Origin of the sequence: Lentimicrobium saccharophilum, from assembly GCF_001192835.1 — a bacterium.
Taxonomy (GTDB): domain Bacteria; phylum Bacteroidota; class Bacteroidia; order Bacteroidales; family Lentimicrobiaceae; genus Lentimicrobium; species Lentimicrobium saccharophilum.
The window spans coordinates 1,911,542-1,937,025 of sequence record NZ_DF968182.1 but is presented as its reverse complement, the minus strand read 5'-3'; the positions used below and the strand labels follow the sequence as shown (position 1 = coordinate 1,937,025).

Below are 25,484 nucleotides of genomic sequence, written 5' to 3'. Positions count from 1 at the left end.
TGAGGAAGCGGAATATTTGAATTCCCGGCATTCAGATCATGCCGTAAATGTTTTATAATCCATGCATCAGCGGGCTGGTTTTTATTCAGCATTGAGCATGCCGGAAACCTTCAGCCAGGCGGTTTCTTTTATTTTGTATTCCGAGCGGGCATCGATCAGTTCGCTGTGCGCTTGCTGCCATTGTGTTTGCGCGATCAGCAGGTCGCTCATCGTCCCCATGCCGACTTCATAATTGTCGCGGCTTACGCGCAGGTTTTCATTTGCCTGCTCCAACGCTTCCTTGCTCATCCGGATCCGGTCCGAAGCCAGTATCAGGTTAAGCCTTGCCTGTTCTGCTTCGAGCAGCATCAGTTGGTGATATTTGGTCAGCTCCGTTTCCCTGATCTCCTTTTCGAGGCGGGCGGCTTTGATTTTCTGTATGCCTTCACCCCAGTGAAAGAGCGGGATACTGACCGATGCCAAAACATTGAAACCGGTATTTTCAAAGCCGGTGCCGCTCAGTTCAATTCCGCCGATGTGGTTGTATCCTGCCCGCACCCCTGCAGTTGGCAGAAATTCTGCCCTTTCCATACGGATCTGATGATCCTGTATGCCGATCTTTTTCAGCAGCAGCTGGTATTCCGGCCGGTTTTCAGGCCTGGCGGGTTCCGGATTCACGGTTGTTGGAGTTAAGCTTTCCGTATCCTGTATGGTGTCGGTAACTATGATCCTTGTGTCAAACGGCAAGCCGGTCACCCGGCACAGGTCCATGCGGCTGAGCTCCAGCCCGTGCTGTGCTTTTAGCCGGTTCAGTTTTGCCTGATTGAGTTCGGCCTGTGCTTTCAGCAGGTCGTTGCGGCTGGCCATGCCCACTTCATAACTGTTGGATGCCAGTTGAACCAGTTCCTCAAGCATTATTACCGCCTGTTCGGCAAGCATGGTTTTGCCCCTGACCGATACAAACGTCCAATAAGCGCGGTCAGCTTCCTCCAGGGTATTTCCCAGTTGCAGGCGGGTGTTCTCTTCGGCCATTTCCACCCCCAGATCAGCCATCTGATTTCCTGCCCTTATCCTGCCGCCCGCATAAACAGGCTGTTCAAGACTGATGCCGGCAAGGTACGCGCCATTAAGACTGATTTCGAGGGGCAGCCAGGCATACATATTGAAAACAGGATTGCCGTCAGGGCCGATTACCGGCTGTCCGGTCAGCGGATTGACCATAATGTTGGGCTCCAACTGGCCGGTCAATGGATTGGGAGTTTGCGTAGGCAGGAACATCTCCATTTCAAAATCCTTGTTCTGGTAGATGCCTGTGCCTGATACTGAAAGCGAAGGCAGCCGGAGTGTACGCGCGGCGGCTTGCATGCGGTTTGCTTTTTCGGTTTGCATGCCGGCAATCTTCAGGTCTTCGTTCTTCTCCAGGGCCATTTTACGGCATTGCTCCGGGCTGAGTTGCTGCTGCCCTGCAGCCTGTGAGCCAAACGCCAGTATCAGTATCAGGGAATTGATTATCAGTTTGTTCATGCGCATGTGTCGTTATTTTTATCAGGTACTGAAGCGGGTTTAACCCCGTAGAAAACGGCGTAAAGAATTGGTACAAAGAGCAGGGTGATAAGGGTGCCGACCAGCAGTCCGCTGATGATGGCAACGGCCATACTGGCGTACATGGGATCGGTGAGTAGAGGGAGCATGCCCAGGATGGTGGTGAGTGAAGCAAGGATCACCGGTCGCGCGCGCGAGATGGTAGCATTAATCAGTGCCAGGTGCTTTTCAATACCTGCTGCAATCAGCCCTTGCGCTTCGTCGATCAGCACAATGGCGTTTTTAACGATCATTCCCATCAGCCCGAATGAGCCGATGATGGCCATAAACGTGAATGGCTGCCCCGCCAGAATCATGCCCGGAACAATGCCGATGAAAGCCATGGGGATGCAAAGGATCACGATCAGCGGTTTCCTGAAATCGTTGAACAGGAGGATTAGTGTGAGGATAATCAGCAAAATGGAGATGGGCAGAAATCTGAAGATGTTTCTGAGCGCGTCTCCCTGAAGTTCATGTTCGCCCACCCACTGCATCTGATAGCCCGCGGGCAGCGGGATGGCTTCTATCGCCTTTTTGCTGAATCTGCGCGTTTCGGCGGGACTGTAACCGTCTTTTGGATCGCATTGCACCTGAATGGCTCTCCGCCCGTTCACCCTGTGCACAACAGGCTCCTGCCAAGTCAGGTCAATGCCGTGTGTGACCGCGCTCAGCGGGACCGGGCTTACCAGCTCCCGGCTCAGGTCATCCATCGACTTAATTCCCGTCATCAGTTCCCTGACCGTTTGCTCATTGATTCCTGAAATATCGGGCAACATGCTCCAAACGGGGATTTCTCCGGGATTTTCGATGCGCGAACCATCGTTGTTGCGCAGTTTCAGCATGATATTCACGCGGGTCTGATCTTCAAAGTAGCTGCCGATGGGCAATCCGTCGGTGGCTGCCAGCAGCGCATTGCTCACATCCTGCCTGCTGACGCCCGCCCTGCCGGCTGCCTGAGCATTGTAACGCACAGTAAGCGCTTCGCCCGGAGATTCCCAGTCCTCTTCGAGGGTGTACGGGTCAACATAAGGATTTTCTCTGAAAATATCCATGGCCTGCCGGCTGAGATCCCTGAGCACAGCGGGATCGGGCCCGGAAAATTCGGCCTCCACCGTATGCGAAGCCTTTATGGAAAGGTTATACTTCCTGATCCTTGTTCTTGCATCCGGAAAATTCCTGTGAAGATATTCCGAAATTAATGGCTTCATCCGGATCATGGTTTTATAATCGTCAAAGTTTACGATCAGTTCACCGTAATTATCGCCGGCTTCGCCCAGCGGACGCACCAGGCAGTAACGGGTGGGTGTCTGTCCGTGACTTGAAACCACCATTTTAACCTCATCCAGCGAATTAAGATATGCTGTGATCTGATTAAGGTCATCCTGCACCTTACGGGGGCTCACCCCTGCAGGCATGCGGTACTCGATGTATGCCTGGTTGTAGTTGAAGTCAGGGAAGAAGGTTTTCCTGATATTTCCGAAATTCAGGGCAGCGGCCAGCAGGAGCAGGGCCGATACCGTGAGTGTTAGGGTTTTGTAGTGAAGCAGTTTGTATAGCACCTTGCGAAGTGTGCGGTACGATTTTCCGGTAAAGAGCGCTTCTTCGCCTTTTTCAGCGGAGGGCTTCAGCATCAGGCCGGCAAACAGCGGCACCTGGGTCATGGCCAGCAGCCAGCTGATCAGCAATGAGATACACAGGACCACAAACAGGTCGCGTGCATAGGTGCCTGCAGCGTCCTGCGAAAGGTACACCGGCAGGAAGGCTGCCACCGCGATAAAGGTTGCGCCAAGCAAAGGCCAGGCTGTTTTCTTTGCAGGATTTATAAGTGCCGCAGGTCGGGGGATTCCCTTTTTAAAGTTCACCAGAATGCCGTCGAGCACAACAATGGCATTGTCCACCAGCATGCCCATGGCGATGATAAATGCCCCGAGCGAGATGCGCTGAAGCGTTCCGCCGGCCGCGAGCAGGATGGGAAATGTAGCCAGGACCGTAAGAATCAATCCTGTTCCTATGATAAATCCGCTTCTCAGTCCCATGGAAATCATCAGCACCAGGATTACGATGGCCACCGAGGCGATAAGGTTCAGCATAAAGCCGTCGATGGATTTTTTAACCATATCGGGCTGAAAGAATACTTTTTCGAAATTGTATCCAACAGGCATGTTTTGCTGCAGTTCTGCCAGTCGTTTTTCCACCCTTTTCCCTACTTCGACGATGTTTTCGCCCGATTCCATCGACAGGGAAATGCCGATGGCTTTCTGATTGTTCAGGTAAAGGGTGTTTCGCAAGGGGTCGCTGTAAGTATCATTTACAGCAGCGATGTCGGAGAGTTTGAAGAGGTTGCCGTTGATGCCTTTGACCATGGTATTGGCCACATCCTTAGCGTGGGTTGTCTTTCCGTCCACGTTTAAACCGATCCGCTGATCGCCGGTTTGGAGGGGCCCCGGGTAAACGGTGGAAGTACGGCCGTTAACGGCGGCCATCACCTGAAGGGGGTAAATGCCGAGTTCGCCCATACCCGAAGGAGTGAAAACGATTTCGGTGACAGGTTCCTGTTCACCATAGATCTCAACGCGCGCCACCCCTTCAACGGCCAGCATTTCGCGCTTGATATAACGGGCCATACGGCTCATTTCACTGTAGGTGAAGCCTTCGGCCGTCATGGCATAAAACATGCCGTATACATCGCCGAAATCATCATAAATCACGGGTGGCTGAGCGCCTTCAGGCAATGCCGGCAGCACTTCGTTCATGCGGCGCCTCAGGTAATCCCAGCGTTGTTCAATCTCATCCTGGGGAACAGTAAGTTCAAGGGTAACGGCAACTATTGAAAGATTGGCCATGGATTTGGAGCGTATGCTTTCCACATTGGCCAATGTATTGAGTTTTTCTTCGATCACATTGGTTACCTGCATCTCCACTTCATGGGCCGATGCCCCGGGGTAAACCGTCACAATCTGGCTCTGCATCACCACCAGCTCGGGATCTTCCAGTTTGCTGATGCGCTGGAAGGCCAGGATACCCCCGGCCAGCATGGCAAAGAAGATAAAATAGAATATCGCCTTCCGGTGAAATATATAATCGGTTATGTGCATCATAACATTCCTCCGGCGTTGGTTTCTGAAACGGGTTCAACAGGGACAACTTTCTGGTTTTCGCTGAGCAGGCTGACTCCGGCTACTACCACCTGTTCTTCCGGCTTCAGACCACCGCTGATACGGATTCTGCCGTCGCCGGTCAGCTTACCTGTGGTTACCTCACGGCTGGTCACGGTTTGCGTACCGGGTTGGTATATCCAAACATAAGTTTTACCGTCGCGGTTGAACAACGCGCTGAGAGAAACGCATAATTGTGATCCTTCGCTGATTTTTTGCAGAATTTTTACTTCAATATCCATTCCTGCGGCAAGTTTTGAGCGGGCTTCGGAATCCATGGCCAGTTGAAGTTTATAAAGCTGATTATGGCTGGCTTTTTTACTGAAGCTGAGCAGCTTAAGCTTAAATTGATTTTCGGGAAGGTTTGGTTGTATGCCGGTGTATGAAACGATTTCATCGCGCCGGAGATACAGCGATGCCGGGATGTCGGTTTCCACCCGGAACTGTCCGGCATCAAGCAGGGTAGCCAGGGGCATCCCCGCGTCGATAAGCTCATTCACACTGAAATTGATTTTTTGAATATACCCCTGTGAAGGTGCCAGTAAGCGGGTATCGTTGAGCTGGTCTTTCGCATTTTTCAATTTGGCGGTAACCATGCGTTCTCCTGCAACCGCCTTATCGTAATCATTGCCGGCAACGCTCTGGCGGTTGTGCAGTTCGGTAACCCGCCCGGCTTCAGCCTTCACCTGGTCGTACTGCGCCTGAGCCGCCTGCAGCTGTACTTCGTAGTCGCGCGGGTCGATGCGGGCTATCAGCTGACCGGTTCTCACAAAATCTCCTTCCTTCACGGCAATCTGAGCAATCGGCCCGGCCACCCTGAATGCCAGGTTGATTTCACCGCCTCCGGTAATGATTCCCGGAAATGATTTCTCAAGCAGGGAATCGGCCGGAACTACAGTTTCAACTTTTACGCTTCTGACGATTTCTTCCGGTTTTTGTGAAATGCCGCTGCATCCGGCCAGCAGCCCGGGGAACAGGCAGATTGATGCAATGCTTCTGATGGATGTCATATTTTTATGGTTGATTAACATTGAAAATGCAAAATTACGGCTGCTCCGGAGCCGGGTTTTAAATAAAATTCCTGAGATGCTGAAATCGGCGGTTGAAATGCAAATAGGCCCGGCAGGCATGATTCTCCGGTAACCGTGGCTCAGGGTAATTAATTTCGCGGCGTTTCATAAGTTGAATTCCGGATGCAAAACAGGCGTATGTATTTTCTGGATTATTATTGTAATTTGTTGTATATTTGGTACTTCGGAATGAATCAGGGGATGATTTTCATGTCGGGGCTGAACAATTTTATCCGCATGCCGTTCACTCATAGGGCAGGGGATGCCTGAACCTTTTCAAGAACAACCCTGGCTTGCAAATTCTCTCGTTTTAAATCAGGAGATTTTATATATGAAGCGAATTATACTAACTGCAGTCATCTTATTTCCATTATTCAGCTTTGCGCAAACCCTTTTCCGCAGTGGGGTCTTTCTGACCCACTCCACCGGTCAGAACATCTGGGGGCCCAACGGTTCGCCCACCAGCATCCCCCAGGAAATCCAGGTTTATAATACAAATCATGGTTATACCGGCAGTCAGGCTGTGAGCATGGTGCGGCAGTCGTGGCCGCTTAATCCCTGGGAAAACGAATGGGAACGCTGGCACCGCATATTCGACGGGGAGGATCCAGCTGCCAACATCACACCCATCCTCACAAACAATAAGATTGTTGTGGTCAAATCCTGTTTTCCCTCTTCGGCCATGACCGGATGGGGACAACCTTCCGATACGCTGAACCGCACGGTAAAATCCGTGTATAATTATAAATGGCACTGGCGAAGCATTGTTTCGGTGATGGCGCAGCATCCGGAAAACTTTTTCGCCATATGGACCAATGCCCCGCTCAATCAGGCAAATACCAATCCGAATGCCGCGATGTTGGCAAAGTCATTCTGTACCTGGGCAAAGGATACCCTGGCGCAGGGACTTGACCCTGTGATGGGCGCCATGCCTCCGAATGTTTACGTTTTTAATTATTTCGCCAAGCTGACGGATGCCAATGGTTACCAGATGCCCCAATACGCGGTGAGCAACACCGACAGTCACCCGAATGCCGCGGCCACCGCGCTGGTTGCTCCTCAGTTTGTCAGCGAGATATTTGGTGCGGCCATCGCCTATGAGCAGGGTGCGGCTGTTTTGTCGGTAATGCCGGCCAGCCAGCAGGTAACATCCCAGGCCGGTACCGCGGAATTTACAGTTACCACCACGCTTGGCTGGACGGCCCAGAGCAATGCCGGGTGGTGCACAGTAACGCCTTCCGGATCGGGAAGCGGGATACTTAACGCCCAGTATGCTGAAAATACGGAAGTTTCGCAGCGGTCGGCGCTGATTACCGTTTCTTCGCCTGGGATCGCTGACCAGACAGTGACTTTGACACAGCAGGGTGCAGCGGTTGTGCTGAACGTTACCCCCCAGTCTCAACAGGTGGAATCCGGAAGCGGGACCGCTGAATTTAACGTTGTGTCGAATACCAGCTGGAATGCGCAGAGCGATGCAGGGTGGTGCACGGTAACGCCGGCGGGAAGTGGCAACGGGATGCTGGTTGCAGAATGCGAAGCCAATGGCGGTTCGTCGCCCCGTACAGCCACGATTTCTGTCAACGCGGAGGGCGCTGATCCGGAGATTGTTACAGTAGTTCAGGCCGGAGCAAGCGCCGTTTTATCGGTTTCTCCGGTTGAGCAGTTTGTGACGTCCGAAGCGGGGGCAGCGGAATTTTCCGTAACTTCAAATACTGTGTGGACGGCGGTCAGCAACGCGGAATGGTGCACCGTTACTCCTGAAGGAAGCGGCAGTGCCGCTCTTTTGGCTGAGTATTATGCCAATTCTGTGAACACATCAAGAACTGCTACGATCACAATTTCTGCCGCCGGAGCGCCGGATCAGCAGGTGTTGCTGGTTCAGGAAGCTGCAGCGGCAACCCTTGCCGTAATGCCTGAGATGCAGCAGGTTTCCCCGGATGCCGGATCGGTCGTTTTTTCCGTTTTTTCAAATACTTCATGGAATGCAGTCTGCAATGCGACCTGGTGCAATGCGGAGGCTTCAGGCGAGGGTGAAGGACAGATCAGTGCCGTGTATGAAGCGAATCCTTCGGAAGATGACCGGATTGCCGTAATCACCGTTTCTACGTTGAATGGCGGTCCATCTGCGGAAGTGCTCTTATTGCAGGAAGGTCTGGTGACCAATGTTGAAATTATCCAGGCAGGAACTTTTACAGTCTTCCCTAATCCCTCCGGCGGTCAGGTAAGGATTAGCGGACTGTCACTGGCAGGAGGCAAAACCCGCTGGCTGTTGGCCGATCAGGCCGGCAGGCTGGTGAAGTCGGGAGAAGCAGTACTTCAGAATGAAATGTTTTTTGATCTGGGGAAACCGGCACAGGGGCGGTATTTCCTGATACTTAAATCAGATTCAGGGACACAATGGGCATCCCTTATTATCAACTGATGCGTTTTGTCGAAGGTGTTTATTAAATGCGTATCTTTGCAGCTCATTTAAAGTAGCTGTTTCTCATTTATAGGTTTATATCCTTTCCTGCCCATCGAACCTTCGTTAATGCACGATTCTTTCAGAACTTAACTCAGGACTCTCCGATAAGTCACGGTTGTTTGCCGGCTGCGATCACTTTATTTAATATTTCATGACATTTGAAAATCTGAACATCATTGCGCCCATTACCCAGGCATTGAAACAAAAGGGTTATGTAGTACCCACCCCCATACAGGAAAAAGCAATTCCCCATCTTTTAAATGGTTCCGATGTTTTCGGCACAGCCCAGACAGGAACCGGAAAGACTGCCGCATTTGCGATTCCCATTCTGCAAAGGCTTTACAGTAACGGTAAAGGGCACAATTCCGGGATCCGTGCACTGGTGCTCGCCCCCACGCGCGAACTGGCCATACAGATCAGCGAAAGCTTCAGCGACTACAGCAAAGGACTGAAACTCCGCCACACCGTTATTTACGGTGGTGTTTCACAGAATCCTCAAACGACAATACTGCGAAAAGGCATCGATATCCTGATCGCGACCCCCGGCCGTTTGCTCGACCTGATGAACCAGGGCTTCGTCAGCCTGAATTCCATAGAAATTTTTATCCTTGACGAAGCAGACCGTATGCTTGACATGGGTTTTGCTCCCGATATCAAACGCATCATAGCCAGACTTCCGGCTGAGAGGCAAACCGGATTTTTTACCGCTACCATTCCCAACGAAATCAGGGCGCTTGCCGACAGCCTGCTCAACAAACCGGTAAAAGTGAATGTGGCTCCGGTTTCAGCACCGGCTGAAATGGTCAGCCAGTCAGTATATTATGTTGAAAAGGCCGATAAGCGCGCCATGCTGCAACAGGTTTTTGCCTCTGAAGAGATTGAAACGGCGCTGATTTTTACCAGGACCAAACACGGCGCCGATAAGGTAACCCGTGAACTGAACAAGCTGGGTATTTCCGCCGCTGCCATTCACGGCAATAAATCACAGCAGGCCAGGCAAAAGGCGCTGCAGGGATTTAAGAACCGTTCCGTCAAGGTGTTGGTTGCCACCGATATTGCCTCGCGCGGCATCGATGTTGACAAGCTTTCGCATGTAATCAATTTTGAGCTTCCGGAAGTTCCCGAAACCTATGTGCACCGCATCGGGCGCACCGGCAGGGCCGGAGAGGCCGGCACGGCAATTTCGTTCTGTGCTTCGGAAGAGCGCGGAAGTCTCAAGGATATCAATAAGCTGTTGCCCCGCTCGATCGAGGTGAAACGCATGAATGGCTTTGTGGCCAGTGTACCTGCCGCTCAGGTGGGAATGGATGTGCAGGCTGAAGCTGTTCACCACCGCAACCGCATGCCACGGCCTTCCGGCGCGAATCATCGCCCCTTTCAGCGTAAGCGCTGGTAGTAACTGATAAACCGCTTAAATAAACCTGCTGCTTAAAACCGGCAGGTTTTTCTTTTTTCAGGCAGGCATAATCCCGGTCATTTTGCTAATTTAGCGAGACGCAATTCTGCAATCTGATTATCCGATATCCCATGTTGCTCAACAGTTTCAGCCTCGACGCCGACAATCCTGAATTCCGTTATGCCGTTGATTTCGTGATGCATACCAACCGTATGCTCTACCTTACCGGGAAAGCGGGAACAGGCAAAACTACCTTTCTGAAATACCTGAAAACCGTTTGCAACAAAAATATGGTGGTGCTGGCGCCTACCGGCGTGGCGGCCGTGAATGCGGGCGGGCAAACGATTCATTCCTTTTTCAATATCAAACCAAGTGTTTATGTGCCGGGCGACAAGCGGCTGAGGACACGGATTCCGCCTGAAGATCCCGATAAAAGCATTATCAACGACCATTTCCGTTACCACCGCGATAAGCTGGATATCATCCGAGGGCTTGAGTTGCTGGTTATCGATGAAATCTCCATGGTGCGCTGCGATCTGCTTGATGTGGTCGACCGCCTGCTCAGGGTATTCCGGAAAAGGGAGTTTACCCCTTTCGGCGGGGTGCAGGTGGTGCTGATCGGCGACAGCTTTCAGTTACCGCCCATCGTGAATCAGGACGACTGGAGTATTCTCGGACAATTCTACACCAGCCCCTTCTTTTTCAGTGCAAGGGTCATACAGGATATGAAACCGGTTTACATTGAACTGAAGAAGATTTACCGCCAGACAGATCAGGATTTCATTGACCTGCTCAACCGAATCAGGGTGAACAGTCTCGGGCCGGAAGACCTGACACTGCTCAACAGCCGTTACCTCCACGGCTTTTCGCCCGAAGAGGAAGAGGATTATATCATTCTGGCGACCCACAACCGCATGGTGGAGGAGACCAACGAGAAGCGGCTGCGTGAGATTGATGAACCGCTGATGCGGTTTGAAGCTGTGGTGGAAGGTACATTTCCCGAAAACAGTTTCCCGGCCGACGCCATTCTTAAGCTGAAAGAGGGAGCCCAGGTGATGTTTCTGCGCAACGACAGGAACAAACGCTTCTACAACGGCAAGATAGGCCATGTGATCGAGATATCGGAAGAGGGACTATTCGTGGAGTTGCCAGAAGGCGATATCATTGCCGTGGAACGGGAGGAGTGGGGGAATATCCGTTACTCATGGGACAGCAAGGAAAGCAAGGTGGTGGAGGAGACCATCGGTACATTTGTGCAGTATCCGCTGAAGCTGGCCTGGGCCATTACCGTGCACAAGAGCCAGGGGCTTACTTTTGAGAAAATCATTGCCGACCTGGAGGAAGCTTTTGCCCCGGGGCAGGTGTACGTTGCCCTCAGCCGGTGTACAGCGTTTAACGGATTGCTTCTGAAAACCCCGCTGAATGCGCGTTCCATAAAAACCGATCCCGTGGTGCTGGAGTTTGCCAGACAGGAAACCCCCGAAACCCTTCTGGTCAGTGAGCTGGAATCGGGGAAGGCAACCAATTATCTGAAACGCGCCCTGGCCGCTTATCTCAACCGCGATTACAACAAAGCCGTGCTGATGCTGCTGTCGGCGGTGGAACAACTTAACGGCAAGGGCCGGAGCAGGGCGCTGGTACTGGGTGCTTATGCAGCCGGCCGCCAGCTGAGGAAAGGAAAACAACTGATCGCAAAAGTTCCGGTACTTCTGAATGCTGAAAACCGGCAATCCAGGCCGGATCATCCGGCCGCTGATCCTGAAGCCGGCGCAGAACTCCGGAAGGAAATCCGGAAACTGACGTCCGGCATAAAGGAACAACTGAAAGCCGTTCAGGCATGTATCGATCTTTCGGACAGGCTGAAAGCGCGTTTTGGAATCGTGCTGCCGGAACCGGATTATGAAACGGAGCTTCGGACACTGATGACGAAATTGGAGCAGGCCATGCAGGCACTCAAAGCCGGTCGTAAGAAAACGGCCCGTAATAAGAAGAAATAAAGCCGGTATCAGAGGTAGTGAAGTATAAAACTTAAAAAACAGAACCAATGAAGATATTTTTTTTGCTGTTAACAACAATACTTGCAACCTGTGTTTCCGCGCAGGACCGGATAACCGGCAAAACCTTCGCGACCCGTTCCGAAGTCATTGGACAGCAGGGGATGGTGGCCACCAGTCATCCGTTAGCAACCCAGATCGGGATTGATATCCTGAAAAAGGGCGGAACGGCGGTGGATGCGGCCATTGCCGCCAATGCGGCACTGGGGCTGATGGAGCCCACCGGCTGCGGGATTGGTGGTGACCTGTTTGCCATCGTGTGGGATGCCAAAAGTGGCAGGCTCTACGGCCTGAATGCTTCCGGCCGTTCCCCGCAGGGACTTACCCTTGAGCATCTCAAAAGCCTGAATATCGGCAGAATCCCGTCGCACGGGCCGCTGCCGGTAAGCGTTCCCGGGTGTGTCGACGGCTGGTTCGAGCTGCATGCGCGCTTCGGAAAGCTGCCGGTGCAGGATATTCTGATGCCCTCGGTTGAGTATGCGGAAAAAGGATTTCCGGTGACGGAACTCGTGTCCTGGTATCTGGGCCGTTCGGTCCCCTCGCTGGGAAGCCGCTTCCCGAATGTAATGCAAACCTATACACTTGACGGAAAAACCGTTCCCGGAAAGGGGGATATATTCAGGAATCCGGCCCTGGCCGCAACCTACCGCAAACTGATAGAGGGAGGACGGGATGCCTTCTACAAAGGGGAAATTGCCGGGGTGATCGCTGATTTTATAAAGAGTCAGGGCGGATTTCTTTCGCGCGAAGACCTGGCGTCACACCGTTCCGGGTGGGTGGACCCTGTTTCGGTGAATTACCGGGGATACGATGTGTGGGAGCTTCCCCCTTCCGGTCAGGGCATCGCGGCACTTCAGATGTTGAATATCCTCGAAGGATACGATTTTTCGCAGATTCCTTTCGGATCGGCCAGGCATATTCATCTTTTTACGGAAGCTAAAAAGCTCGTGTTTGAAGACCGTGCCAGGTATTATGCCGATATGGATTTTTCCCGTGTTCCGGTTGAGGAGTTGATCTCCGAAAAATATGCGGCCGGCCGGAGGGCGTTGATTGACGAATCAAGGGCCGGAGATTTTGAGGCAGGCGAGCCTATGGAAGGCGGTACCATCTACCTGACCGTGGCTGACCGTGATGGCAATATCATTTCGCTGATACAAAGCAATTACCGGGGGCTGGGATCGGGCATGGTGCCGCCCGGACTGGGTTTTATGCTGCAGGACAGGGGAGAGCTTTTCAGTCTGGAAGAGGGACATCCGAACGTTTACGCGCCGGGCAAGCGGCCGTTTCACACCATTATCCCCTGCTTCATCACCAAAGATGGCAGGCCGTATGTAAGTTTCGGCGTGATGGGCGGAGATTTCCAGCCAATGGGACATGTACAGATCATCATGAACCTGGTGGATTTCGGGATGAACCTGCAGGAGGCGGGCGATGCCCCCAGGATCAGCCATGCCGGATCTTCGGATCCGACCGGGTTGCGAAAGGCCGGCCGGGGCGAAATTCTGCTTGAAAGCGGGTTCGGCTATGAAACCATCCGCGAACTGATGCAGATGGGGCATAAAGCCGGGTGGTCGTATGGCGACTTCGGCGGTTATCAGGCAATCATGGCCGACCCGGTGAAAAAAGTTTATTACGGGGCTTCCGAGTCAAGAAAAGACGGGCAGGCGGCCGGCTATTAATAAATGCCGGTTGATAAGGCCACTGATGTTGTTTTTTTTTCCTGCCGGTAAGTGTAAACCCCGCAAGCCTGCAGTGGGCAGGCTGTTCCGGGCTAAATATCTGAAATTCTATTTTCTTTTGAAAAGCATGCCGGCCAGTGATCCCAGCAGTCCGCCGCCTTTCTTTCCGGAAAGTGCGCCAATGATCTGATCCAGGTTGATGCTGCTATCGTTGGGATCGTTGGTCTTGTTTTTCAGTTTGTCCATCACGGCAGGAATAAGCTGGTTGACGATGTTGGCTGCCGCGGCATTGTCGAGGCCGAATTTCTTCATCAGGTCGCCGGCGACACCCGAACTGATAATATTTACCATCGGATTGGAGGAGGCATTGTCGTTTCCTTTGAACATATCGAGCACGGCATTGAGGTTGCCTCCCTTTGCCTGGCCCTGAAGGCTGTTGAGCAATGATCTTGCGGCCGTCTGAATGGCTTCGTTGTTGCGCTCGTTGGGAATGGAGGGGTTATTGACAATGGCATCCCCGGCATTTTCCTTCACCAGGTTGATTAATTGATTGAGCATGATCGTTTGGTTTTAGAAATCAGGATTAAATTTAATGCTTTCTGTCATGGTTTCAGAATGTTTTGCAACATATTACACGAAAATGGCCGAATATCTGATCAATCCATCCTGACATCTTTCGCGGGTCTGCCACGGGTGTTTAAGCATGGCAAATGATTACCTTTGCGCAGGCCAAATTTAACCCTGATGGAAGACTACATGGATGACGACCGGCTGCCGGTAACCATACTGACCGGATTTCTCGGAGCCGGGAAAACCACCCTGCTTAACAACCTGATTAAAAACTACCCGCAGCATAAATTCGCGGTCATTGAAAATGAATTCGGGGAGATTCCGATCGACAACGATCTGATCGTTGGTGTGGAAAGCGATAATATCTATGAAATGTCGAACGGATGCATCTGTTGTACGCTCAACGGCGAACTGGCTGAGCTGCTGTTTGATCTGCTCAATATCCGGCACAAACTGACGCATCTGGTTGTGGAAACCACCGGTATTGCCGATCCAACCACGGTAGTGCAAGCGTTCATGTCGTCGGAGCAGATTGAAATGTTTTACCGCATCGACAGCGTGGTGTGTCTGGTGGATGCCAGGAATATCGGGCCCATTGCTGCCGATACGGCCATGGCTGCCAAACAGATCAGCTACGCGGATATAGTTGTGCTGAATAAAACGGATCTGGTTACTGAAGCGGAGATGGCCGGCGCCGCTGAGCTGGTAAAGTCGTTCAATCCCTTTGCAGAATTGGTTTATTCAAGTTTTGGAAGTGTCAACGGTTCCAGCCTGCTTGATACATACACCTACGCGCCGAAAGTGATCGAGGACTTCAGTATCAATGCAGGAAAACTCAGGCTTTCATCCGGGGTGATGAAACCCGCAGGTTTTGCCCTGGTGCAGAAAGATCAGCGTCCTGCCCTGCATGATATTGAATCGCACAGTTACACTTTCACCCGCAATTTCGATCCCCATCAGTTTAATTTCTGGCTCGATCACCTGGTCGAATACTATGGCGCCGGTATTTACCGCATCAAAGGCATTGTAAGTTTCGACAAAGTGCCTCAGAAGGTTGTGGTGCAGTCGGTGCGAGACCATATCATGATCTCGGCCGGGGAGCCGTGGAATGAAGATGAGGAGCGGGCCAGCCGGTTGATTTTTATCGGCAAAAGCCTGGGTAAGCTGCGGCTGGAGGAAAGCCTGGTTAAACTGCTCAGCGGGGAGTTGCAGGATAGTGTCACCCTGCTAAGCCGTTGACCCTGTTTTGGTTTCAGGGTGAAAGGAGTTTTAATTGTTCAGAAATAGCTGATAGATAAAGCACTTAATTTCAAAAAACCTCCCTGGCGATCGCCCGGATGTTGTCGCTTTTCCCCATTGAATAAAAATGCAGACAGGGCACCCCGTGCCGGATCAGTTCGCGGCTCTGGCTGATGGCCCATTCTACCCCAAGCTGCCTGACCTGCTGATTACTGGCGCATTTTTCAGCCTCTCTGACCAGGGCTTCCGGCAGGTCGATGGAGAAGGTCCTGGGAAGGGCTGAGAGTTGTGATTTCAGGGAGAGTGGTTTAATCCCCGGAATTATCGGCACCGTGATGCCGGCTTCACGGCATGCCTTTTCGAACCGGAAAAAATCCGCATTGTCGAAAAACATCTGTGTAACGATGTAATCGGCGCCGGCGTCCACCTTCTCTTTCAGATGAACAATATCGGCAGCCATATTCGGCGATTCGGCATGTTTCTCCGGGTAACCTGCTACCCCGATGCAGAAGTTCGTGGGATTCGCATTGATGATTTCCTCTTCGAGGTAGATGCCCCGGTTCATATTGACCGCCTGTTTTACCAGTTCGAGGGCGTAATAATTGCCGCCGGGTTCGGCCCGGAAAACCTTTTCGCCGGCCGGGTTGTCACCCCGCACAAGCAATATATTGTCGATGCCCAGGAAATACAGGTCTATCAATGCGTTCTCGGTTTCCTCCCGGGTAAAACCACCGCATATCAGGTGGGGCACCACATCAATATTGTACTTGAATTTTATGGCGGCAGAGATTCCTACGGTACCGGGACGTTTCCTTATGGTCCTTTTTTCGATCAGGCCGTCGGGCCGCTCCCTGTAAACAATCTCCTCGCGGTGATAGGTTACATCCACCGCCACGGGATTGAATTCCACCAGCGGATCAATTGCCTGACTGATGCCTTCGAAGTTTTCACCTTTAAGCGGAGGCAGCAGTTCGAAACTGAATAGCGTTTTGCCCCGGCGGTTTGCAATATGTTCGGTAATTTTCATTGTTTTGCCATCTTTGATGGATGACGCGGTTTTAAGTTCGTGTCCGTAAGTCTGAGCTGTTAAACAGATAAACTCAAATGGTTGATCTGCAGTGGTTTTTACTCCCTGGGTTTGTTTCCCTGTTTATCCCCTGAATCAGCGATGTTAAAGTCTTCAGTAATTCAGGTTCTGGGCCAGCAGTTTTTCGATTTCCACCGGTGACAGGCCTTTGCGCGATGCATAGGCTTCAATCTGATCCCTGCTGATCCGGCCGGCATTGAAGTATTGCGATCCGGGATGCGAAAAATAGTATCCGCATACCGAAGCCACAGGCATCATGGCGTAGTTTTCCGTAAGATGAATTCCCGACTCTTCCGCCTTTAACAGATCGAAAATCCTGCGCTTTTCGCTGTGCTCGGGGCAGGCGGGATATCCCGGAGCGGGCCTGGTTCCCTGGTATTTTTCTGCCAGTATATCCGGCAGGGCCATATTTTCATCAGGGGCATATCCCCAGTATTCCTTCCGGACATAAAGATGCAGCACCTCGGCGAATGCTTCGGCCAGGCGGTCGGCCAGTATCTTGACCATGATCGCATTGTAATCGTCATTTTCATCGGTAAACCGTTGGGCGTGTTTCTCCACACCCAGTCCTGCCGTTACGGCGAAGAATCCTGCATAATCACGGATTCCGCTGCCGGCAGGTGCAACAAAGTCTGAAAGGCAGAGGTTTGGCTTGCCCGCTTCCTTCTCTTCCTGGTTCCTGAGGAAGTGGAATGTTTCTAATGTCCTGCCCGTGTCTGCATCATAAATTTCAATGCTTTCATCAAGCGAACGCGCCGGGAAGATGCCGATAACCCCGTCGGCCTGAACCATCTTTTCATCAATCATCCGCCGGAGAATTACCTGTGCGTCATCGTAAAGTTTACGCGCTTCTTTACCTTTTTCGGGATCATCAAAAATTTCGGGGTATTTAGCGCCGATTTTCCAGGCATAAAAGAAATAAGTCCAGTCGATATAGCGGCTGATTTCTTCCAAAGGCCATCCGGAAAAGCGGGTGACGCCCGTTTTGGCAGGAACAGGTGGCTGATAACCTTCCCATCCGGGATTAAAACGGTTGTTTCTGGCTGCTTCGAGGGAAATATAGGTGACCCCTGCTTTTGTATTGAGGTGCTTGGTTCTTAGGTTGCTGTAGCGCTCATTCAGCGACCGGACGAAAGCGGGTTGCTGATCTGACGAAAGCAGGCTTGCCACCACCGAGGTTGCCCGGCTTGCATCACGAACATGAACTACAGGATGCGAATATTCGGGGGCTATTTTCACCGCTGTGTGCATTTCGCTGGTGGTGGCCCCGCCGATCAGCAGGGGTGTGGTAAAGCCTGATTTTTCCAGCTCCCGCGCAACATGGGCCATCTCCTCAAGCGAGGGTGTAATCAGCCCGCTGAGTCCGATGATGTCCGCCTTGTGCCGTTTCGCCTCATCCAGAATCCTGGCGGCGGGCACCATCACCCCGAGGTCGATCACTTCGTAATTATTGCAACCCAGCACCACGCCCACGATGTTCTTTCCGATGTCATGCACATCGCCTTTCACGGTGGCCATCAGCACACGGCCGGCAGAGCGGTTTTCGCCGGCAGTCTTTTCCGCTTCAAGATAGGGCAAAAGCACAGCCACGGCCTTTTTCATCACCCGGGCACTTTTCACCACCTGGGGCAGGAACATCTTTCCCGAACCAAATAAATCCCCCACGATATTCATTCCGGCCATCAGGGGCCCTTCGATCACTTCAAGGGCTTTGTCATAACCGTGTCTGGCAAGCTCCACATCTCCGGCAATGTGACTGTCGATGCCGTGCACCAGGGCGTAGGAGAGACGTTCGTTCAGCGGCAGGCTGCGCCAGCTTTCCGTTTTGTCTTCTTTTTTTTCCGTTTTATCCATGCCGGCTGCATAAGCCGTAAGGCGCTCCGTGGCATCCGGTCGCCGGTTAAAAAGCACATCCTCAATAAGTTCAAGTTCTGCAGGATCAATGTCGTCATATACCGGAAGATTTCCCGCGTTTACGATGCCCATGTCGAGCCCGGCTTTCACGGCATGATAGAGAAATGCCGAATGCATGGCTTCGCGCAGCTTTTCATTTCCCCTGAACGAAAACGAGAGGTTGCTGATGCCCCCGCTTACCCGCGCGTCAGGCAGGTTTTGCTTTATCCACTTCACGGCTTCCAGAAAGTCAAGCGCATAGTTGTTGTGCTCTTCAATGCCTGTGGCTATCGTGAGGATATTCGGGTCAAAGATGATGTCTTCGGCAGGGAAACCGACTTCATTGGTCAGGATATCATAAGCCCTGCGGCAGATTTCAATCCGCCTTTCCAGAGAGGCGGCCTGCCCTTTCTCGTCGAATGCCATCACCACCACAGCGGCTCCATATGCCCTCACCAGGCGGGCATGTTCTTTGAATACCGCTTCTCCCTCTTTCATGCTGATGGAGTTCACGATGGCTTTGCCCTGAACACATTTCAGCCCGGCCTCTATCACCTCCCAGCGCGAGGAGTCCAGCATCACCGGTACTTTCGCGATCTCCGGCTCGGCCATGGCAAGGTGGAGAAAACGCACCATCGCTTTTTCGGCATCGAGCAGGGCATCGTCCATATTGATGTCGATGGCCTGTGCGCCGTTTTCGACCTGTTGCCGGGCAATGGCCAGCGCTTCGTCATATTTCTCTTCGCGGATAAGGCGGGCGAATTTCTTCGAGCCGGAGACATTGGTGCGCTCTCCGATGTTGATAAAATTGCTTCCTGCAAACACCTGCAGGGGCTCCAGCCCGCTTAGTTTGAGGCTTTTGGGCAATACGGGGCGTTTTCTGACCTTCGCCTGTGAAGCAAGCCTGCTCAGTTCGCGGATATGGTCCGGTGTGGTTCCGCAGCAGCCGCCGATGATATTGACCGCCCGGCCGTCAATGATGGGTTTTACATGTGCTGCCATCTCGGCCGGAGTTTCGTCATATTCACCGAATTGATTCGGCAGGCCGGCATTGGGGTAGGCGCTTACATAAAAAGGCGATTTCCCGGACAATTCTTCAATAAAGGGACGGAGCTGTTCTGCCCCCAGGGAACAGTTGAAACCTATGCTCAGCATATCGATGTGCGATACGGAATTCAGAAAGGCTTCCAGCGTTTGTCCGGAGAGTGTGCGGCCGCTGAGATCGGTAATGGTACCCGATACCATCACCGGCATGCGGATGCCGCGCCGGCGCAGCAGCTCGTTGATGGCAAACAGGGCGGCTTTGGCATTCAGGGTGTCGAAAATAGTTTCTACCAGCAGCAGGTCAACCCCGCCGTCGATCAGCCCGAGGGCCTGTCCGGTGTAGGCTTCCACCAGGTCGTCGTAATGCACGGCCCGGTAACCGGGGTCATTCACGTCGGGCGACATGGACGCCGTTTTGTTGGTGGGGCCCATGGCTCCGGCGACAAACCTGGGCTTGTCAGGATTGCGGAGGGTAAAGGCATCGGCAGCCTTCCGCGCGATCTCCGCGGCAGCTTTGTTGATTTCATATACCAGCGGCTCCATCCGGTAGTCAGCCATCGAAACCGAGGTGGCGTTAAAGGTGTTGGTTTCAATGATGTCGGCACCCGCTTCAAGGTATGCGGTGTGGATTTCATGGATAATATCGGGCCGGGTGAGGCAGAGCAGGTCGTTGTTGCCCTTCAGGTCGCAGGGGTGATCAGGGAAGCGTTCGCCGCGGAAGTCCCGCTCTTCAAGTTTGTAACGCTGTATCATGGTGCCCATGGCGCCATCGAGCACCAGTACCCGCTGCTCCAGTTCGCGGACTATCGATTTTGTCATCGTTCTTGCATTTTAACAGGATTCAGCAGCATGGCTGCACAATCCGCAGTTTACACATGGTAAAACACAATCAGGAAGGCCGGAAAGCGCAACGCAGGTGTGTTTCAATTATAAGCTTCCCCTTGCGGGGAACAGGTATTGGCACCGTTTCCGCCAAACAGCGGAGGGTTGCCAGAGGTTCACGGAGCCTGTTCTCTCCCCTCTTCTCTATAACTCAAACATCTTTTCCGGAATGGAAGGAGTCCGTTTGAAGATGCAAAGATAAGCCTGTCTTTAATCTCTATAACAGACTCAGCCCTGATTTGTTGAAAAGCCCCCGTTTCGGCGGGCGGTTATTTGTTTCATCCCTCCCTGACAAAAAGGTTGCTTCTCCTGGGGCAGGGTTTATGGAATGATTTTCAGGGATTACCCTTATAGAATCAATGGTTCAGTCCTTCCGGGCTTCCTGTTGATTAATCTGGAGTTATAAATCCTTGATTTCTTCGTATCTTTATACATCATAAACAGGCAGAATTTATTGATGATTGCGGGGCGGACCGTTTTCAATCATTTCAGGCTGCCAGAGAGGAAATACTGTTGATTTTTAACGGCCGGTTTTATTGAAAAAATGCCTTAATAAACTCAAGTATTGCACTTAAAAACCAGAACCTATGAAAAGCCGCTTTATAAGAAAAATTCTCGGAGGATTAAGCCTTACCTCTGCTCTGTTTGTCTTTCAGGCATGTTATGGCACACCCCAGGATTTTGGAAATGATTTGTTTGTCGAAGGTCAGGTAAAAGCAAAAACTTCAGGATTGCCCATTAAAGGGATTAAAGTTTCAGTCGCGGATAATTTGCAATATGTAATAACAGATGAAGATGGTAAGTTTTCATTCTACACGGAGATGATTCAGCATCTGGCACTGAAATTTCAGGACACGGACTCAACGCTGAACGGACTATACGCAGGTAAAGATACTGTGCTGGCTGATGTTAACGAAAATGTTTATCTGGATATCATTCTTGAAGAAAAATAGATGATCTCATCGCTGAAAAGGGTTGCTTTCAGAAAGTTCAGGGAATCGGAAGTACAGTTGCATGAATTGAATTATTTGTTCTGGGAGTGTACCACACGATGCAATTTAAACTGCAGGCACTGCGGCAGCGATTGTTCCCAAGATTATAGTTTTCCCGACATGCCTGTGGATGATTTTCTGGCAGCGGTTGATACAATAAAGGAGAGGCCTGAAAATTTTACCGTGGTTTTTACCGGAGGCGAACCCCTTCTGAGGAAAGACCTTGAGTTGTGCGGCCGTGCGCTGCGTAAAAGAGGATTACGGTGGTCACTGGTCACCAACGGCCACCTTTACGATGAGCAAAGGCATATCTCTTTATTGAATGCAGGTCTTGGCGCGCTGACAATCAGTCTTGACGGTCTTGAAGCATCTCATAACTGGCTGCGGAACAATGATAAGAGTTTTACAAAAGTCATTCATGCCATTGAGCTGGCAGCCTCTTCCGGAAGACTCAGCTTCGACGTTGTAACCTGTGTGAATCAGAAGAACATAAGTGAGTTAGCCCAAATCAGGGATTTGCTTGTTTCAGCAAATGTAAAGTCCTGGAGATTGTTTACCATTATTCCGATAGGGCGGGCCGCCGGCGATCAGGAACTGCAACTGACGGATAATCAGTTTGCTGAACTGATGGATTTTATTGCCTTACAGCGTAAAGGAAAACAGATTGATGTAAAATTCAGTTGTGAAGGATATGTGGGTAAATATGAACCATTGGTCAGGGACAGCTATTTTTTCTGCAGGGCGGGGATCAATATCGGGTCTGTCCTGATTGACGGTTCCATTTCAGCCTGCCCGAATATTAACCGGTCCTTCACACAGGGGAATATTTACCGGGATAATCTTTATGAAGTATGGCTGAATAAGTTTCTGCCCTTCAGAAACCGGGAATGGACGAAAAAAGGGAAATGTGCATCTTGCAAGGATTATAAAGATTGTTGGGGAAATGGATTTCATAACTGGCACGGAGATATGAATGATGTGCTGGTTTGCCATAAGGAGAAAATTGAGCATGCTACAAAAAATCAGCATTGATTTTATCGTAATTGTATAGGATGCTGAAAAACACAGTTTTGTATTAACCTGGAGTTGATGTTATATGACGGGGCGTGCTGGTGTTGGATGGTCGGCGGCTTATTCCTGCCTCTCCCGCCGGGAGAATATGTCGTTTTCAAGAGAGCGAAAACATGATTACTCTGTATTTTTATTAATTTGGCGCAGCATTACCGATTCAGTTTTCTATGTTGATCTGCTTCTGGGATATGGCATTGGCAGAATTTGTGTATGCACAGAAAAGTATTGACCCCACTCTCTTAAAATTATTTGTCAGCCGGAGCCGGAATCCGTTCAAGCAGTGTTGGCGGGTCAAAGACTGCTGATCCGGGTATGTTCTAAATCATTGCAATGAACTCATTGTACTTTGTATTCCTATACTTCCTCCTGCTGATGTTGATACAATATCATGGATATATTTTATTCCTGATCACAGGGGATTATTTTGACCGTTACAGCGTAAAACGGAAGTTCCGCAATAACCGGCAATCGATTGACACCCTGCTGAATGACAGGTTTCTCTACTATCGTCACCTTTCACCTCCGGCGAGAAACCGCTTTATGGCTCGCCTGTGCAAGGTGATGGGAAAGGTTTCATTTACGGGTCATGCAGGGCTCGAAGTCACTGAAGAGATGAAAATCTGTGTGATATTTGCGCAGATTCAGCTTACTTTCGGGATGAAGTTGTTCTTTTTTGAAAGGTTCAGGCGGTATATTCTTTATCCTGAATCCTTTTATTCAAGGTTCTTTAACAGCGATCTGAAGGGATTAACCTCTGGAGCAGGTTTCATTACATTGTCCTGGGCTGATTTTCAGGAAGGCTACCTTGTGCATAACGACAATTACAACCTTGGCCTGCATGAGATGGCCCATGCTTTGCGCCTTGAACTGGAGACTACCCGCGAAACCGGGCTGATGGTGCAGCTGAGGAGCGATGAGATGGACCGTAGGTTTCCGGAAGAAAAGGAGCTGGCGGCAAGAGGTGTCCCCGGCCTGCTCAGGGAGTATGCCTATGTCAATGACGAAGAATTCTTTTCGGTATGTGTGGAATATTTTTTTGAGGTGCCGGAACTGCTGAAGCAACACAAACCTGAAATTTACGGATTGCTCAGCAGAATGCTGAACCAGGATCCTTTGAACCGGGAGCGTGACTACCGGTTATCATCGACAGCCTGAGTAAAGAGTACTCCTTTGATTTATCAAGTCTTCCCGGACACTAAAAGGAGTGATGACAGCAGAATTGATTATAACGATGGTGTTTTTACCACAGTGAATTTCCCGCTGATGGGCATTCCTTCATAAATATCCGAATCACATTGCTGCATGCCATTATTGGCGCTGATTACTGAAGTATAATCCGGGTCAAGCAGCACTAAATCAGCGACTGATCCAGGAAGCAGGGATCCTTTTTCGGGGAAGAGTCCGAATATTTTTGCCGCGTTGGCCGATGTCAGTTTGACAAACTGCTGCAGGCTGATCCTTTTTGACAGCACACCATAGGTATACAGCAGCTCCAGCCGGTGTTCAACACCGCCGGCCCCGTTCGGGATAAGTGTGAAATTGTCAGCTCCCCTGTCTTTCTGCCCGAAAGTATTGAACGGGCAATGATCCGTCGCAACCACATCCACGGTGCCATCGCGGAGGGCAAGCCAGAGTGCTTCACGATCCTCCCTGCCACGGATTGGCGGACTGATCACATATTTCAGTGAACCGGGCAGCGGCTCCCGGTAAACGCTTTCGTCAAGCAGAAGATACTGGGGGCAGGTTTCGCAATAAAGCGGCAATCCTTCGGCTTTGGCTTCCCGGATATATTGCAGAGACTCCGCGGCAGAGGTATGCACGATGTACGTGCGGCATCCGGTTTTGCGGCAGAGGTCAATGACCTTTTTTACGGCACTGGCTTCCGCTTCAGGGGGGCGCGACAGGGCATGATAAAGCGGACTTGTTTTGCCGGCGGCAACAAATTCCTGTTGTTTTTTCAGGATAATATCTCCCTCCTCGCAATGCACCAGCACAATGGCATTAAGCGCCGCTGCGGCATGCATCACCTTTTCCAGCTCATGGTACTCTATTCCGATGCTGCCTTTGTAAGCCAGGTAAGCCTTGAAGGAGGCAATGCCTTCTTCTTCCACACAGCGTTGCATTTGTGCAGGTATGGAATCATCGTACCAGGTTATGCCTGCATGAAGCTTGTATGGTATAAGACTGCTTTCAGCTTCCTGACGCCTGATTGCCAGGGCTTCAATAAGGTCCTGACCGGGCGCTGGCGTTACAAAATCCATAATGAAAGTAGTGCCACCGGCCATTGCGGCCAGGCTTCCTGATCTGAAATCGTCGCATGAGGGCCCCGCCGGGGTTGGCAAGGCAAAATGAACATGAGGGTCAATGCCACCCGGAATAATATATTTTCCGCTGGCTTCAATGATGTTGGTTTCCAGGGGCAGCCCGGGCAGGTTTCTGCCGGTGGATATAATTCTGCCGTCCACGATCAGGATATCTTCCTGCTTTATGGATTCATCCGAAATCAGGGTTCCGTTGACGATTAACACCGACTGCATGAAAGCAACAGGATATGATTGTTAGCGTAGTAAAGTTACATAAAATTAAGTTGCGATCAACTCTCTCCGGATGTTATTCTGCACGGAAACTGCGACAAACCATTGTATTGTATTCAACTAATGAACGTCATTCGAATGATTTTTCATACAATCCTTCAGGTCCGGGCGCGAATCCCAGCTTCCTCAGATAGGCAGAATATTTCTCGCTTTTCCCTTCTGAGATCACCTTTTTGTATCCTTCAACAACAAACCGGTCTTTTAACCTGAAGTAAATGAATTTCCCGTTTTTGAAATCCCGGTATTCGGGCAGTACATAATCCAGCCCTACCACCAGGCAATGGTCTTTTTCCCTGTGAGCCAGGAAAACCCCTGCCACAGCCATATCCCGCAAAACAAAAAAGCTGACGGTATTAATTTCTGGTTTATAAATGAATCCGGGAAAGAACTTTTGTATATCTTTTTCATGAAACTTCAGAAAGCGGAGCAGGTAGCGGTTGTCGGCCCTGACTTCCAGGATTTCGAAGACCTCCTTTTTCGAATAGATGGTATAGAGGTAGTAGATGTCGACGCAGGCAATAAAGGCATTCAAAAATCCGACAGGCAATGCGCCGATCAGGAATCCATAAGTTGAGAACGTGAGGGCACCGGCAAGGTTGATCCAGCGGAACTTCAGAATGGAGTTCATCGTCATGGAAAGTGCAATAATGCCGCTGGCCAGGTATCCGATCCATTGCAAAATATTAATATCCATTATTTAATCTGTATTAAAAGATGACCTCTGCCCTGTTTCA

General features: G+C 51.0%; 16 protein-coding genes and 1 riboswitch. Of the genes, 8 read left to right on the top strand and 8 right to left on the bottom strand.

The genetic code is table 11. The annotated features are described in order from the left end of the window. Positions 1 to 81: 81 nt before the first annotated feature. Genes TBC1_RS07385 through TBC1_RS07375 form a run of 3 tightly spaced genes read right to left on the bottom strand, consistent with a single transcriptional unit; the run spans position 82 to position 5,725 of the window. Positions 82 to 1,503 carry a TolC family protein gene (locus TBC1_RS07385; RefSeq protein WP_172668851.1) on the bottom strand — a complete coding sequence of 474 codons (1,422 nt, stop codon included), beginning with the start codon at positions 1,501 to 1,503 and terminating at the stop codon, positions 82 to 84. Beyond that, on the bottom strand, positions 1,500 to 4,658 hold the full coding sequence (locus TBC1_RS07380) for an efflux RND transporter permease subunit (protein WP_062040261.1): 3,159 nt from the start codon (positions 4,656 to 4,658) through the stop codon (positions 1,500 to 1,502). Before TBC1_RS07380 ends, TBC1_RS07385 begins: the two co-directional genes overlap by 4 nt. Further along, positions 4,655 to 5,725, bottom strand: coding sequence for an efflux RND transporter periplasmic adaptor subunit (locus tag TBC1_RS07375; protein ID WP_172668850.1), 1,071 nt, complete (start codon positions 5,723 to 5,725; stop codon positions 4,655 to 4,657). Before TBC1_RS07375 ends, TBC1_RS07380 begins: the two co-directional genes overlap by 4 nt. 391 nt (positions 5,726 to 6,116) lie before the next feature. Between TBC1_RS07375 and TBC1_RS07370 the strand changes: the two genes are divergently transcribed. From TBC1_RS07370 to ggt, 4 genes are all read left to right on the top strand, one after another. Next, a complete protein-coding gene (locus TBC1_RS07370; RefSeq protein WP_062040257.1) occupies positions 6,117 to 8,207 on the top strand; it encodes a BACON domain-containing protein in 2,091 nt (696 codons plus the stop codon). Between the two features lie 193 nt (positions 8,208 to 8,400). Further along, positions 8,401 to 9,645, top strand: a complete 1,245-nt coding sequence (locus TBC1_RS07365) for a DEAD/DEAH box helicase (RefSeq protein ID WP_062040255.1) — start codon at positions 8,401 to 8,403, stop codon at positions 9,643 to 9,645. A 131-nt stretch (positions 9,646 to 9,776) separates the two neighbouring features. Beyond that, complete coding sequence (locus tag TBC1_RS07360; RefSeq protein WP_062040253.1) at positions 9,777 to 11,642, top strand: ATP-dependent DNA helicase; 1,866 nt, start codon at positions 9,777 to 9,779, stop codon at positions 11,640 to 11,642. 47 nt (positions 11,643 to 11,689) lie between these two features. Next, complete coding sequence (gene ggt / locus TBC1_RS07355; RefSeq protein ID WP_062040251.1) at positions 11,690 to 13,378, top strand: gamma-glutamyltransferase; 1,689 nt, start codon at positions 11,690 to 11,692, stop codon at positions 13,376 to 13,378. Positions 13,379 to 13,486: 108 nt separating this feature from the next. Here ggt and TBC1_RS07350 read toward each other — a convergent pair whose 3' ends face one another. After that, positions 13,487 to 13,936 (bottom strand): DUF937 domain-containing protein, encoded by a 450-nt coding sequence (locus TBC1_RS07350; RefSeq protein ID WP_062040249.1) that lies wholly within the window; start codon positions 13,934 to 13,936, stop codon positions 13,487 to 13,489. 186 nt (positions 13,937 to 14,122) lie between these two features. On the opposite strand from TBC1_RS07350, the gene TBC1_RS07345 reads away from it, so the two are divergent. Next, entirely contained in the window at positions 14,123 to 15,187 is a 1,065-nt protein-coding gene (locus TBC1_RS07345; RefSeq protein ID WP_062040247.1) for a CobW family GTP-binding protein, read from the top strand. Positions 15,188 to 15,257: 70 nt separating this feature from the next. On the opposite strand, the gene TBC1_RS07340 is transcribed toward TBC1_RS07345, so the two are convergent. Next, a complete protein-coding gene (locus TBC1_RS07340; RefSeq protein WP_062040245.1) occupies positions 15,258 to 16,214 on the bottom strand; it encodes a methylenetetrahydrofolate reductase in 957 nt (318 codons plus the stop codon). A 153-nt stretch (positions 16,215 to 16,367) separates the two neighbouring features. Beyond that, a complete protein-coding gene (gene metH / locus TBC1_RS07335; RefSeq protein WP_062040243.1) occupies positions 16,368 to 20,030 on the bottom strand; it encodes a methionine synthase in 3,663 nt (1,220 codons plus the stop codon). Positions 20,031 to 20,135: 105 nt separating this feature from the next. Beyond that, positions 20,136 to 20,246, bottom strand: a riboswitch (SAM riboswitch). A 434-nt stretch (positions 20,247 to 20,680) separates the two neighbouring features. Here metH and TBC1_RS07330 point away from each other — a divergent pair. The 3 genes from TBC1_RS07330 (at position 20,681) to TBC1_RS07320 (ending at position 23,311) form a co-directional block, all read left to right on the top strand. Further along, the gene (locus TBC1_RS07330) at positions 20,681 to 21,046 is read left to right on the top strand and encodes a hypothetical protein (protein WP_062040241.1); all 366 of its coding nucleotides are present in this window, start codon (positions 20,681 to 20,683) and stop codon (positions 21,044 to 21,046) included. Beyond that, the gene (locus TBC1_RS07325; protein WP_062040239.1) at positions 21,047 to 22,117 is read left to right on the top strand and encodes a TIGR04133 family radical SAM/SPASM protein; all 1,071 of its coding nucleotides are present in this window, start codon (positions 21,047 to 21,049) and stop codon (positions 22,115 to 22,117) included. Positions 22,118 to 22,486: 369 nt separating this feature from the next. Continuing rightward, the gene (locus TBC1_RS07320) at positions 22,487 to 23,311 is read left to right on the top strand and encodes a zinc-dependent peptidase (protein ID WP_062040237.1); all 825 of its coding nucleotides are present in this window, start codon (positions 22,487 to 22,489) and stop codon (positions 23,309 to 23,311) included. Between the two features lie 68 nt (positions 23,312 to 23,379). Here TBC1_RS07320 and hydA read toward each other — a convergent pair whose 3' ends face one another. Together hydA and TBC1_RS07310 are read right to left on the bottom strand one after the other, a co-directional pair. Continuing rightward, on the bottom strand, positions 23,380 to 24,693 hold the full coding sequence (hydA, locus tag TBC1_RS07315; protein WP_062040235.1) for a dihydropyrimidinase: 1,314 nt from the start codon (positions 24,691 to 24,693) through the stop codon (positions 23,380 to 23,382). A 127-nt stretch (positions 24,694 to 24,820) separates the two neighbouring features. Beyond that, a complete protein-coding gene (locus tag TBC1_RS07310) occupies positions 24,821 to 25,444 on the bottom strand; it encodes a hypothetical protein (protein ID WP_062040233.1) in 624 nt (207 codons plus the stop codon). Positions 25,445 to 25,484 lie beyond the last annotated feature (40 nt).